This is a genomic window from Dactylosporangium sp. CA-052675 (genome assembly GCF_050947935.1).
Classification (GTDB): domain Bacteria; phylum Actinomycetota; class Actinomycetes; order Mycobacteriales; family Micromonosporaceae; genus Dactylosporangium.
The window spans coordinates 4,297,595-4,309,716 of the sequence record NZ_CP192010.1 but is presented as its reverse complement, the minus strand read 5'-3'; the positions used below and the strand labels follow the sequence as shown (position 1 = coordinate 4,309,716).

10 protein-coding genes are annotated in these 12,122 nt (G+C 73.1%); 6 read left to right on the top strand and 4 right to left on the bottom strand.

Annotation, left to right across the window (positions count from 1 at the left end):
• Nucleotides 1-45: 45 nt before the first annotated feature.
• Both ACQP1P_RS19770 and ACQP1P_RS19765 read left to right on the top strand, forming a co-directional pair.
• On the top strand, nt 46-327 hold the full coding sequence (locus tag ACQP1P_RS19770; protein WP_433088161.1) for a hypothetical protein: 282 nt from the start codon (nt 46-48) through the stop codon (nt 325-327).
• On the top strand, nt 278-2,941 hold the full coding sequence (locus ACQP1P_RS19765) for a tetratricopeptide repeat protein (protein WP_433088160.1): 2,664 nt from the start codon (nt 278-280) through the stop codon (nt 2,939-2,941). Before ACQP1P_RS19770 ends, ACQP1P_RS19765 begins: the two co-directional genes overlap by 50 nt.
• A 46-nt stretch (nt 2,942-2,987) precedes the next feature.
• Here ACQP1P_RS19765 and ACQP1P_RS19760 read toward each other — a convergent pair whose 3' ends face one another.
• Both ACQP1P_RS19760 and ACQP1P_RS19755 read right to left on the bottom strand, forming a co-directional pair.
• A complete protein-coding gene (locus tag ACQP1P_RS19760) occupies nt 2,988-3,254 on the bottom strand; it encodes a helix-turn-helix domain-containing protein (protein ID WP_433088159.1) in 267 nt (88 codons plus the stop codon).
• Between the two features lie 98 nt (nt 3,255-3,352).
• Nucleotides 3,353-4,723: a glycosyl hydrolase family 18 protein gene (locus ACQP1P_RS19755; protein WP_433088158.1), complete on the bottom strand. Its 1,371-nt coding sequence runs from the start codon at nt 4,721-4,723 to the stop codon at nt 3,353-3,355.
• A gap of 175 nt (nt 4,724-4,898) precedes the next feature.
• Here ACQP1P_RS19755 and ACQP1P_RS19750 point away from each other — a divergent pair, with 175 nt between their 5' ends.
• The 4 genes from ACQP1P_RS19750 to ACQP1P_RS19735 all read left to right on the top strand — a co-directional run bounded on the left by ACQP1P_RS19750 (nt 4,899) and on the right by ACQP1P_RS19735 (nt 9,621).
• The gene (locus tag ACQP1P_RS19750; protein ID WP_433088157.1) at nt 4,899-6,110 is read left to right on the top strand and encodes a ricin-type beta-trefoil lectin domain protein; all 1,212 of its coding nucleotides are present in this window, start codon (nt 4,899-4,901) and stop codon (nt 6,108-6,110) included.
• A 52-nt stretch (nt 6,111-6,162) separates the two neighbouring features.
• Nucleotides 6,163-7,119: a serine hydrolase domain-containing protein gene (locus ACQP1P_RS19745; RefSeq protein ID WP_433088156.1), complete on the top strand. Its 957-nt coding sequence runs from the start codon at nt 6,163-6,165 to the stop codon at nt 7,117-7,119.
• Nucleotides 7,120-7,288: 169 nt separating this feature from the next.
• A complete protein-coding gene (locus ACQP1P_RS19740) occupies nt 7,289-7,711 on the top strand; it encodes a hypothetical protein (protein ID WP_433088155.1) in 423 nt (140 codons plus the stop codon).
• A 332-nt stretch (nt 7,712-8,043) separates the two neighbouring features.
• Nucleotides 8,044-9,621: a M4 family metallopeptidase gene (locus tag ACQP1P_RS19735; RefSeq protein WP_433088154.1), complete on the top strand. Its 1,578-nt coding sequence runs from the start codon at nt 8,044-8,046 to the stop codon at nt 9,619-9,621.
• A gap of 326 nt (nt 9,622-9,947) precedes the next feature.
• On the opposite strand, the gene ACQP1P_RS19730 is transcribed toward ACQP1P_RS19735, so the two are convergent.
• Both ACQP1P_RS19730 and ACQP1P_RS19725 read right to left on the bottom strand, forming a co-directional pair.
• Nucleotides 9,948-10,301, bottom strand: a complete 354-nt coding sequence (locus ACQP1P_RS19730; protein WP_433088153.1) for a helix-turn-helix transcriptional regulator — start codon at nt 10,299-10,301, stop codon at nt 9,948-9,950.
• Nucleotides 10,298-12,067: a glycoside hydrolase family 76 protein gene (locus ACQP1P_RS19725; RefSeq protein ID WP_433088152.1), complete on the bottom strand. Its 1,770-nt coding sequence runs from the start codon at nt 12,065-12,067 to the stop codon at nt 10,298-10,300. The genes ACQP1P_RS19730 and ACQP1P_RS19725 overlap by 4 nt, the downstream gene beginning before the upstream one ends.
• Nucleotides 12,068-12,122: the final 55 nt, after the last annotated feature.

Below are 12,122 nucleotides of genomic sequence, written 5' to 3'. Positions count from 1 at the left end.
GGCCGGGCACCCGATCGTGGAGGGGACGCCGAACCGGAGGTGGCCATGATCCGCTCTCGCCTCGCGACGGCCGGCCGCGCCGCCGCGCGCGCCCTGGCCGTCGTGGTGGCCGTGCTGCAGGGCCTCGACCTGCCCGACGGGCGCGCGGGCTGGGTGCTGCGGCTGCTGACCGTCGCCGCCTCGGTCGCGGCGGCCATCGACGGGCTTCGGCACCTTGGCCGGCCCCGCGACGGCACGGTACAACGGAGACACCCGACGAGCGCGCAGGAGGTGCCCGGTGCCGCAGGAGACGCCGGCGACGCAGCCGCGGCCGGACCGGATCGCTGACCGGCACGGCTTCGCCCGCGAGCTGAGCCTCCTGCGCGACGGGGCCGGCCTGACCATCCGCGACGTCGCCGCCCGCAGCGGCGTCCCGGCGAGCACCCTGGGCGGCTACTTCGCCGGCACGCACCTGCCGGGCCGATCGCCGGCCGGGCAGTTCGAGCGGATCCTCGCGGCCTGCGGCGCCACCGATCCGGCCGTGGTCGCGCAGTGGCTCCTCGGGCTGCGCCGCGCCCGGCGGGGCAAGCCGGCCGCGCCACCATCCGTGCCTCCATCCGCGGCACCGTCCGTGCCGCCGTCCGCGCCATCGCCGGCGGTGCGCGCTGCGGCCGCCGCCGAGCTCGACGGCGCGACGGACACGCCGGCCGTGGTGTCGACCCGCGCGCCGACGGAGCGGCTGAACCGGCAGCCGGGCATCCGCGGCCGGGCGTCGCTGCTGGCGCGGCTGGAGCGGGATCTCGACCAGCCGCGCACCGGCGCCCCGGCCGCGCGGGTGCACGTGCTGCACGGGCTCGGCGGGTCGGGCAAGAGCACCGTCGCGCTGGCGCTCGCCCGCGCCGCCGAGCGTCGTGGCGTCACCGTGTGGTGGGTCTCGGCCGTGCGCCCGGCGCTGTTCACGACCGGCATGCACGCCGTCGCCATCGACCTCGGCGCCACGCCCGACGAGCTGCGCGTGGGCAGCCTGCCGGACCAGGTGTGGCGGCGGCTGGCGGGGCACGACCGGCCGTGGCTGCTGGTCGTGGACGACGTCGACGATCCGCGGGCGGTGCTGAGCCTCCCGGGCGCCGAGGTCACCGACGGCAACGGCTGGCTGCGGCCGATCACCGGCGGCCACGGCGCGGTCGTCGTCACCACCCGCGACGGCGGCGGGCGCACCTGGGCCGGCGGCGACCCGCCGTGGTTCGAGCTGCATCCGGTGCCGTCCCTCGACGCGGCGCTGGGCGGGCAGGTGCTGCAGGAGCTGGCCGGTCCGGACGCGGGCCCGGCGGACGCGGCCCGGCGCCTCGCGCACCGGCTGGGCGGGCTGCCGCTGGCCCTCGGGATCGCCGGGCGATACCTGGGCGAGGTCGCCACCATGCCGCCGGGCCTCGCCGGGGGCGGCGAGGTGCGGACGTTCGACGACTACGCGGCCGCCCTGGACCGCGCCGGCCCGCTGCGCCTGCTCGACGAGGACGAGGACGACGGCGTCGCCGGTCCCGGGCACGGCCGCACTCGCGAGATCGTCGGGCGGACCTGGGAGCTGTCGCTGGATCTGCTGGCCGCGCGCGGCCTGCCGCAGGCCCGTCCGGTGCTGCGGCTGCTGTCGTGCCTGCGCCCGGCCGCCGTGCCCCCGAGCCTGCTGCGCGCCGACGTCCTGGCGGCCCACGCGCCGTTCGCCGGGCTGACCCCGCGGCGGCTGTGGCGGGCCGTGCGCGGGCTCGCCGATGTCGGACTCCTCGATCCCGGCGGCGACCCGGCGGGCGAGACGCTGCTGATGCATCCGCTGGTCCGCGAGGCGTCGCGGCGCAACGACGACGTCGACGGCGATCCGGACACCTACCTCGCCGCGCTCGTCGCGCTGCTGCGGGCCGCGGTGCAGGACCTCGACCCGAAGCACCCGGCCTCCTGGTCGACCTGGTCGGCGCTGGCCGAGCACTGCGGCGCTCCCCTGGACCTGATCCGCGACCACCGGATCGCCCCGCCCGGCACCGGCCCCGACGTGCTGGAGCCGGCGCTGCTCGCGGTGCGCTATCTGCGGGCCGCCGGGCTGAGCCGCCGCGCCCGGGCCCAGGCCGCGGCGCTGATCGCCGAGGCCGGCCCGGTCGTCGGGCGCACGGATGCGACGGTGCTCGCGCTGCGCAACGAGCTCGGCCGGTCCATGTACGACACCGGCCAGTACAACCTCGCCAAGCGGGAGCTGCACGCGACGCTCGCGGCCCGGCGCCGGCTGCTCGGCCCCGAGCACCCCGACACCATGACGACCGCGCACTATCTCGGCCGGGTCCTGCGCGACGACGGGCAGCTCGCCGACGCCGAGCGGGTCTTCCGGGAGGTGCTCGAGCAGCGCCGCCGGGTCCTCGGCGAGGAGCACCTCGACACGCTCACGAGCCTCAACAACGTCGGCGACGTCATGCGGGCCCAGGGCCGGCTCGACGCGGCCGAACAGGTGCTCGGGCACGTCCTGCAGGCCCGGCGCCGGCGGCTGGGGGCGGATCACCCGGCGTCGCTCGTCACGCTGTTCCACCTGGCCCGGCTGCGCCGCGACCGCGGCGAGCTGGCCGCGGCCGAGGCCGAGTTCGCGGCGCTCGCGGCGACCAGCGGCCGCGTCCTCGGCGAGGACCATCCGCGGACCCTCAACGCGTTGCAGGGCCTCGCCGACGTCCGCCACGGGCTCGGGCGCGCCGCCGAGGCCGAGGCCCTGACCCGGGAGGTGCTCGCCCGGCGGGCGCGGACGCTGGGGCCGGAGCACCCGGCGACGCTGGTCTCGCGGCACCGCCTGGCGCTGACCCGGCGGGATCTCGGCGACGCCGCCGCGGCGCGCGCCGGGCTGGAGGAGGTGCTGGCCGCCCGGCGGCGGGTGCTCAGCCGCGGGCATCCGGCGACCGCGCGGGCCGCGGCCGACCTGGAGGCGACGGCCTGATCAGGCGGCCGGCATCAGGCAGCGCCGGCATCAGGCAGCGCCGGCATCAGGCGGCGTCGGCGTGGGCCTTGGCGATCTGCGCGAGGTGCACCCGGGACTGGATGCCGAGCTTGCCGAAGATGCGCCGCAGGTGGAAGTTGACGGTGTGGGTCGAGATCCCGAGGCGGCGGGCGATCTGCCGGTTCGTCAGCGCCCGGCCGACGAGGGCGGCGACCTCCCGCTCGCGGCAGGTCAGGCCGGCCCAGTCCGGGGCCGCCGCCGGCTGGGCATCCAGCGGCGGCCCGGGGACGATCAGCACGACGATGAGCTTCATACCACCAGCGAAGCGGACCGGTGGGCGGCCGGACAGCGGCGCGCGGATCCCCGGACACGCTCGTACGAGCGTCGTACGGGGCCGCGCGCCGCCGCGCCCTACGGCAGCGTCCAGCGCTGGTTGGCGCCGGCGAAGCAGTCCCAGATCTGCAGCCGGGCGCCGTCGGCGGAGCTGTTGTCGGTCACGTCGAGGCAGCGGCCCGACGCGGTGTTCACGAGCGTGCTGTTGCCGCTGTTGTACTGCCACTTCTGCGCGCCGGTACCGTTGCAGTCCCACAGCTGGATCTTCGTGCCGTTGGCGGTGCCGGCCGAGGTGACGTCCATGCACTTGCCGAGCGCGCGCAGGGATCCGTCCGACGCCACCGTCCAGCTCTGGGCGGTGGTGCCGTTGCAGGTGTACAGCTGGATCGCCGCCCCGTTCGCCGTGGACGCCGCGGCGACGTCCACGCACTTGCCCGCGAGGCCCGTGATGCGCCCGGTGCGGCCCGCCGGCGGGGTGGTCGGCGGCGGGGTGCCGCCCGTCGCGGTCTCGTAGGCCGCGCTGATCAGCGAGTTCGCGCCGGTCGCGTCCTGCGAGAGCTCCCAGAACATGATGCCGCCGCCGTTGGCCATGGCCCACTGCGTCTTGCGGCGCACGGTGCCGAGGCCGTTGTAGCACTCGTTCGAGCCGTTGACGGTGACGCAGTCGCGGTTGGCGTTGGCCGGGTCCCGCGAGACCAGGTCGGCGTAGGTCAGGTAGCTCGGCCGCGAGTAGATCGGCACCCCGATGACCGCCTTGGCGGCGGGCAGGCCGCGACCCTTCCAGAAGTTCACGGCGGCGACGGACCAGTCGTAGTTGGCGTGCGGGCTGCCGCCGTCGTACGTCATGATGTTGAGCCAGTCGACGTAGCCGAACACGGCCGGCTGCACCCCGTTGGCGGTGCCGCCCTCGGAGACCACGGCGGCGGTGAGCAGCTTGCCGCGGCTGTGCATCGCGGTGCTCAGCTGGGACATGAGCGCGGTGTAGTTGTTGGCCGAGGTGCCCGGGTCCGGGTACTCCCAGTCGATGTCGACGCCGTCGAGGTTGTACTGGTTGACGAGGTTGACGACGTTGTTGACGAACGCGGTCCGGGCGGTGGCGTTGCCGGCCAGGGTCTCGAAGGCGGAGTCGTTGCCGTCGTTCCACCCGCCGATCGACAGCGACACCTTGGTGTTCGCGGCGTGGCCGAGCGAGACGATCTGCTGCAGCTTGGCGGGGTTGTCCACGGCGCCGAGGCTGCCGTTGCCGTTGGGCAGGACGAACGCGTAGTTGACGTGGGTGAGCTTGCTGTACTGGATCGCGGTGGCACTGCCGGCCCAGGACGGCATGTACCCGATGCTGCGGAAGCCGTTCGGCAGCGTGGCGGCGCTGGCGGACGGCTGGACGGCGAAGGCCACGGCGGCGCCGGCGGCGACCGTGACCGCCGCGATGGCTAGGGCGGATCGGCGCATAGGGGCTCCTTCGGGTGTGGGGGTGAGCCTCTTTGGCCAGGGACGATAGGAAAGTTGACTGTTCATTGTCAATGCGCGTCTTAGTTCAAGTCGCATATTGACGGCTCCCCGCCGGCCGCATAGCCTCCGATAGATCTGTTAAGTAACCTCACTAATCCGCCTGGGAGGTAAGCAGATGCGAAGGCTCAGGTCATTGGCGTCCGCCGCGCTGATGGCAACGATCGCCGCGACCGGCCTGCTCGTGGTGGCGTCGCCCGGCGCCGCACAGGCCGCGGTCGTGTGGAACGAGGACTTCAGCGGGGCGTCCGGCCAGGGCGTCGACACGTCGAAGTGGAACTTCGACACCGGCGGCGGGGGCTTCGGCAACTCCGAGCTGGAGTACTACAACAGCGGCACCAGCAACGTGTACCAGGACGGCCAGGGGCACCTGGTCATCGAGGCCCGGCGCGAGAGCGGCGGGCACAGCTGCTGGTACGGCACGTGCCAGTGGACCTCCGGACGCATCCAGACGGCCGGGAAGTTCACCCAGCAGTACGGCCGCGTCGAGGCCCGCATCCAGGTGCCGAAGGGCAACGGGCTGTGGCCGGCGTTCTGGATGCTCGGCGGCAGCAACTGGCCGGGCGACGGCGAGATCGACATCATGGAGAACGTGGGCCGCGACCCGAACACGGTCTACGGCACCATCCACGGTCCCGGGTACTCCGGCGGCAACGCGGTCGGCGGCACCCGCAACATCGGCCAGCCGCTCGGCAACGCGTACCACGTGTTCGCCGTCGACTGGTCGCCGAACCTCATCGTCTGGACGATCGACGGCTCGGAGTACTTCCGCGCCACCCCGGCCAGCACCCGCGGCAACCCGTGGGTGTACGACCACCCGTTCTTCATCATCCTCAACCTGGCCGTCGGCGGGAACTTCCCCGGCAGCCCCGACGGCTCCACCCCGTCGGTGAACCGCATGCTCGTCGACTACGTGCACGTGAGCACGGCGAGCACCCCGCCGCCGGGCGGCAACGCGCTGCGCGGCAACGAGAGCGGCCGCTGCATCGACGTGCCGTCGGCGAACCCGGTCGACGGGGCGCGGCTGCAGGTGTACGACTGCAACGGCACCGCCGCCCAGCAGTGGACGATCGGCTCGGACGGCACCGTGCGGGCGCTGGGCAAGTGCATGGACGCGGCCGCCGCCGGCACCGCGAACGGCACCGCGATCCAGCTCTACACCTGCAACGGCACCGGCGCCCAGCGGTTCACCCTGACCGCCGCGGGCGACCTGGTGAACGTCAACGCCAACAAGTGCGTCGACGTGGCCGGGCACGGCACCGCCAACGGCTCGCAGCTGCAGCTGTGGGACTGCACCGGCGGCGGCAACCAGAAGTGGACTCGGGTCTAGTCCAGCGAAATTGCCGTGGCCCGGGCCTCCCGGGCCACGGTACAACCTGCCTATGACGTCACTCGATGCGCTCGACGGACTGCACGCGGCCGTGGCCGTGCGCGACGGCTCGGTCGTGCTGGAGCACTACGGCTCCGGGCCGGACAGCACCTGGGGTCAGCCGCTCGGCGTCGTGGACTTCGGACCCGAGACGCTGCACGACCTCAGGTCGATCACCAAGAGCATCACGGCGCTGTTGTACGGCATCGCGCTGGCCGAGGCCAAAGTGCCGGACCCGTCCGAGCCGTTGCTGCGGTACTTCCCGCGCTACCCCGACCTCGCCGCCGACCCCGAGCGCGCCCGCCTCACCGTCGAACACGCGCTCACCATGTCGCTGGGCCTGCAGTGGCGCGAGGACCTGCCCTACACCAGCCCGGACAACGCCGAGATCGCGATGGAGCTGGCGCCCGACCGCTACCGGTACGTGCTGTCCCGCCCCGTGCTGGAGCCGCCCGGCACCCGCTGGTCCTACTGCGGCGGCGCGTCGGCCCTGCTCGGCGCGCTCATCGCCGACGGGACCGGGGTCGCGTTGCCGCAGTACGCCCGTGCGAAGCTCTTCGACCCGCTCGGCATCGACGCCTTCGAGTGGATCACCGGCTCCGACGGCGTCGCCTCGGCGGCGTCGGGCCTGCGGCTGACCCCGCGCTCGCTGACCCGCCTCGGCGAGCTGGTCCTGGCCGACGGCGCCGGCATCGTCCCCGCGGCGTGGGTGCGCACCATGCTGGAGCCCCGCCTGCCGAACGCGTGGGGCGGGGAGTACGGCTACCAGTGGTACATCGAGCCGCTCGACGGCCACCGGATGTGGACCGCCATGGGCAACGGCGGCCAGCGCCTCTTCATCCTGCCCGAGCCGCGCCTGGTGCTCGCCGTGACCGCGGGGAACTACGACGCGGACGAGCAGTGGAAGACGCCGCTCGCCGTGCTGCGGGAGTTCGTGCTGCCCGCGATCGCCGGTCCTTCGCCCGCCTGATCGCCGGCCTTCCCCCGCCTGATCGTCCGTTTCGCCGGATCCGCGGTCGCCGGCGACCCCGGAGGCCCTCGCGCGCGCCGCCGTGGTGGCACGTTTCCGGGATTCGACGGCCGCGGGGACTCCGTACCGTAGTGCTCAACAGCGACAACGACTTCCAGGGGAGAGCACGATGAGCGACTACGACATGGGCGACACCGGTCACGGCGACGTGGACTACGGGCACTACGAGGCCGGTCAGGAGCAGGGCTCGCTGGACCAGATGCACCACGCCGCGGGCTCGGAGGCCGACTACAACAACCAGTTCGGCGTGTACGAGCAGGACCACCACAGCGCGGAGTCGACGGACTTCGCGCAGGGTCACCACGTCGAGTACGACGCGCCGGCGGCCGTGCACTACGAGTCCGACGACTACACGAACTACTCGCACGACGCGACCTCGGACGACCACGTGTTCGCGGCCGAGGGCAGCGAGAACGCCCACCAGGCCAACTTCAGCGAGCTCGACCAGCTGGAGCAGAGCTTCGGCAAGTCGTTCGTCGACGGCACCGAGTTCCACGCCGGTGGCGGCCAGTTCGGCGTCGCGGCCAACTGAGCACGACGAGGGCTACCCCTGGCTCGAGGCCGGTCACCGTTCGCGGTGGCCGGCCTTCGCCATGTTCCGAACGCGCTCCGTCGGCGCCGCGTCGCACCTTCCGGGCCCTCTCCCACGGCGCACGCTGGCGCACCCCACCGCCGGCCCGCCATCGCGCCTTGCCGAGCGGTTGCGCGGATGAACTAGCGGCTTTGTGCCAGCGTCCGGCGCGCGACTGACGTGATCGGCCTCCAGCGCTTAGGAATACCCACATGTCAACGGCTCTTCGATTACTGATCACACTCACCGCCTCGGCGGTCGTCCTTGCCGGCTGTAGCGACGCACCGAAGTCCGTGAACGTCGCGGCGGACGGCTCCCCGAGCGCCGAATCGGACACCGCCGAGGTGGACGCTTCGGCGACCCCGGAAGCCGAGCCGCCCGCGGCCGCCCCGGTGCGCAAGGCCCTCGACACGCATCTGGCCGATGTGCACGCCGCGCCCGAGGACACGTTCGGTTACTTCGCGTTCCGGCCCGACACCGACGGGACGAAGCACGTTCGGTACACGCGCACCTACCATGGGCTGCCGGTGTACGGCGGCGACGTCATCGTGCATCTCGGGGCCGACGGACAGTACAAGGGCAGCTCCAACGGGCTCGTCGCGCCGCTCAGGGTCGACACCGCGCCGAAGGTGCCGGCCGCGGACGCCGCCGCGAAGGCCCGGGAGCGCTTCGCCGGCAGGATCGCCCAGCTGCAGGGGCAGAAGCTCATCGTCGAGGCCTCCACCGGCACCGGGCGGCTGGCCTGGGAGAGCTTCGTCGTCGGTACGGCCAAGGACGGCCGCACCCCGTCACGGCTGCACGTGCTCACGGACGCGCACACCGGGGCCGTGATCGGGCAGTGGGACGAGATCGAGACGATCGCGGGGACCGGTCACAGCCTCTACAGCGGGCAGGTGAGCGTCGAGACGCAGAAGTTCGGCAGCCAGTACCGGATGATCGACACGACCCGCGGGCGCGCCTCGGTCTGCGACATGCGGCACCAGGAGAGCGGGGCGTGCGCCCAGCTCAGCGACGACGACAACACGTGGGGCAACGGCAAGGCCGACGACCCGCAGAGCGCCGCGGTCGACGTCGCCTACGGCGCTCAGGTCACGTACGACTACTACCTGAAGTCCTTCGGGCGTAAGGGCGTGGCGAACAACGGCCGCGGGGTCGTGTCCCGCGTGCACGTGGGCGACGGCCTGGAGAACGCGTACTGGGACGGCAAGCAGATGAACTACGGCGACGGCCGGGACAACGCGCACCCGATCGTCGAGCTCGACGTCGCCGCGCACGAGATGACGCACGGGGTCACGCAGCACAGCGTGCCGAACGACCTCACCTACGCCGGCGAGTCCGGCGGGCTCAACGAGGCCACGAGCGACATCTTCGGCACGATGGTCGAGTTCTACGCCAACAACCCGGCCGACCCCGGCGACTACAGCATCGCCGAGAGCATCGACCTCAACGGCAACGGGACGCCGCTGCGCTACATGTACGACCCGCCACGGGACGGCTACTCTCACGGCTGCTGGTCGGCGACCACGAAGGACGTGGACGTGCACTACTCCTCGGGCGTGGCCAACCACTTCTTCTTCGACCTGGCCGAGGGCACGGGCAAGACGCAGTACGGCACCAGCCCGGTCTGCGGCAACGCCGGCCCGGTGACGGGCATCGGCCGCGAGAAGGCGGCCGCGATCTGGTACCGGGCGCTGGACGTGTACTTCACGTCGAGCACCTCGTACGTCAACGACGCCAACCCCGGCAACACCGCTCGGGCGTACACGCTCGCGGCGGCCTCGGATCTGTACGGCAAGTGCGGCGCCGAGTACCGGGCCGTGCAGCGCGCCTGGACGGCGGTCAACGTGGCCGGCACGGACGCGGCCTGCTGAGTTCTCCCCGGCGGGCTTTCTCGCCGGACGACGGCTCTTCCGGCGAGGTGTTCCCGCCGCACGACCGGCATCCCATGTTCTGGCGCCAGGCCGTGCGGCGGGTTCGTCGCACATGGCCGCGGATCTGCTGACCCGCCGTCATGCGCACGTCGGGGCACCGGAGCCCTGGGAGGCGAGGGACGTGCGGATGCCGGCCGGCTGCATGCACGGCCCGCGCCGCCGCCCGGACCAGGGATGCAGCGCTGGCCCGGCTGCATGCACGGCCCGCGCCGCCGCCCGGACCAGGGACGCGGGCCGTCGCGGTCCGGCCGGTGAGCGTCCCCGCATCAGCCCGCCAGGCGGTGCAGGAGCAGCCGCTGCTGCCGGGCGTACGCGCGCTGCCCCAGCTGCCGCAGCTGCTCCCGGCTGCGAGTCCCGCGCAGATAGTGGTCCAGCGGCTCCGGCGCGTCGCCCAGCGGCTCCTCCACGTTCGCCAGCACCGCGTGCGCCGCCAGCCGGTACGCCCCGGCACGGCCCGGCACCGCCTCGATCGGCAGACCCGCCGCGGTCAGCAGGTCGATGTCGAGGTAGATGGTGCGCACGTCCACGCCGAAGCGGCACGACAGCGCCGCCGCCGAGACCCACGGGCGGGACCGCAGCTGCAGCAGGATCCCGACGTGCCGGGCGTGACGGGCGCTCACGAGGCCACCAGCAGGGCCGACAGGGCGCTCGCCTGGGTGCGCCAGTCCGGTGGCGACGGGGGCGCGGCCCAGCGGCTGCCGATGCGGTTCAGGGAGTCGCGGGTCGACCACAGGCTGTTGGCCTGGGTGTCGGCGAAGGTCTGGAACTGGCCGGCTTCGGCGAGGTACCGCATGAACACGCCCTTGAATTGTTTCTGGTTGTCGTCGCAGGACTGGCCGGGGTCGCAGGACTCGGTCAGGATGCCGTTGCGCACCAGGCCGGAAGCGAGTGCGGCGCTGCCGAGGCGGCGGGCCGCGTCCTGGTAGGCCGGGTCGCCCGTGGCCCGGTAGAGCTCCATCGCGGCGCCGATGGCCAGGCCCTGGTTGTAGGTCCACACCGTCTGGCCGTTGTTGGCGCAGGCCGACGTCAGGCCGTCGTTGACCAGGTTCGAGCCGTTGATCAGGCCGCTCTTCTGCAACCAGGCCCAGCCCGTCGTCGCCCGGTTGAGCCAGGCGGTGTCGCCGGCGATGCGGTTGTGCAGGGCCGCGGCCAGGCGAAGGTACAGCCCGATCGTGACCGCGTTCTTGTACGTCCGCTCGCGGTCCCACCACACGCCGCCGCCGCACGTCGAGGTGTCCCAGAAGCCGGCGACGTAGTTGGCGATCGTCACGGCCTCGTTGAGGTACGCCTGGTCGTGCGTCAGGTCGTAGGCGTCGACCCAGGTCAGGCCCCACCAGGCGGTGTCGTCGACGGAGCGGCTGATGAAGTGGCCGTCGACCGGGTCGCTGGAGCGGGCGCCGGCCGGGAAGGCGACCCGGTTGACGTCGAAGGTGCGCTTCACCGCCCACGCGTAGGTCTGGTCGCCCGTGCGGCGGATGTACTGGATGACCGTGCTGAGCGCGACCGCCGAGTTCCACCAGCTGGACGGGTACCAGGCCGGGTACGGGTCGTAGGAGTACATGAGCGCGTCGGCCGCGGCCCGCAGGCGAGCCGAGGACGGGCGGGCCCACGCCGTGCACGCGCCGTTCTGGCCCTCGACCGCCCGGCCGCAGGCGCGGACCGCCCCGCCGTAGAGCAGCGAGGTGGGGTCGGTGACGTTGAAGCGGTTCGTGCGGCCACTGGTGGTGCGGCCCAATGACGAGCCCCCCGGCCAGCTGGCCCCGGCGTCGAAGGAGCGGTCCAGCCACACCTCGTCGCCGGCCCGGTTGTTCGTGATCGCGCCCCAGGCCATGCCGGCCGCGTCGATGTGCAGCGCGATGGTCCGGCCGCTCAGCGCCACCGACCGCACCGGGTCGGCGTCCGTTGCGCCGCCGGCGTTGTCGCAGGTGGCGTTGCAGACGGAGGCGTGCACCCAGCTCGTGCAGGCCACCCCGTGCGCGTCGCCGCAGGCGCGGATCATGCCGCGGCGGTGGTGCGAGGGGTCGGCGAGGTTGTACATGAGGGTCCGGGTGCCGGTCCACGTGGCCGGGATGGACGCCTTGCCGAGCAGGCCGTCCCAGGTGGCGCCGCCGTCGAAGGTGCGGTCGAGCCAGACCGACTCGCCCTCGGTGCCGGCGTCGATCGAGCCCCACGCCATGCCGTCGAGGTCGGAGACGTGCAGCACGATCCGGCGGTTGTTGATGAGCAGCGTGCCGACCGGGAAGGTCTCCTGGCGGGCCTGGGACGGGTCGCGGGTGTCGCAGTACTGGGCGCAGACGGCGGTCGCCGCCTGTGCGGATGCGGGTACGACGGCCAGGCCGGCGACGAGCAGCAGCAGGACGGCGAGCGTTCGGTGGATGGCGGCCACGATTAACTTCCTTTACAGAAAGCGCTCTCACAACGTTCTACGTCGGTCCTCAGCC

What these genes read in the sequence shown, in the direction of transcription:
- ACQP1P_RS19755 (WP_433088158.1), bottom strand. Translation starts at nt 4,723, where the DNA reads ATGCGCCGATCCGCCCTAGCCATCGCGGCGGTCACGGTCGCCGCCGGC.
- ACQP1P_RS19750 (WP_433088157.1), top strand. Translation starts at nt 4,899, where the DNA reads ATGCGAAGGCTCAGGTCATTGGCGTCCGCCGCGCTGATGGCAACGATC.
- ACQP1P_RS19745 (WP_433088156.1), top strand. Translation starts at nt 6,163, where the DNA reads ATGACGTCACTCGATGCGCTCGACGGACTGCACGCGGCCGTGGCCGTG.
- ACQP1P_RS19760 (WP_433088159.1), bottom strand. Translation starts at nt 3,254, where the DNA reads ATGAAGCTCATCGTCGTGCTGATCGTCCCCGGGCCGCCGCTGGATGCC.
- ACQP1P_RS19740 (WP_433088155.1), top strand. Translation starts at nt 7,289, where the DNA reads ATGAGCGACTACGACATGGGCGACACCGGTCACGGCGACGTGGACTAC.
- ACQP1P_RS19770 (WP_433088161.1), top strand. Translation starts at nt 46, where the DNA reads ATGATCCGCTCTCGCCTCGCGACGGCCGGCCGCGCCGCCGCGCGCGCC.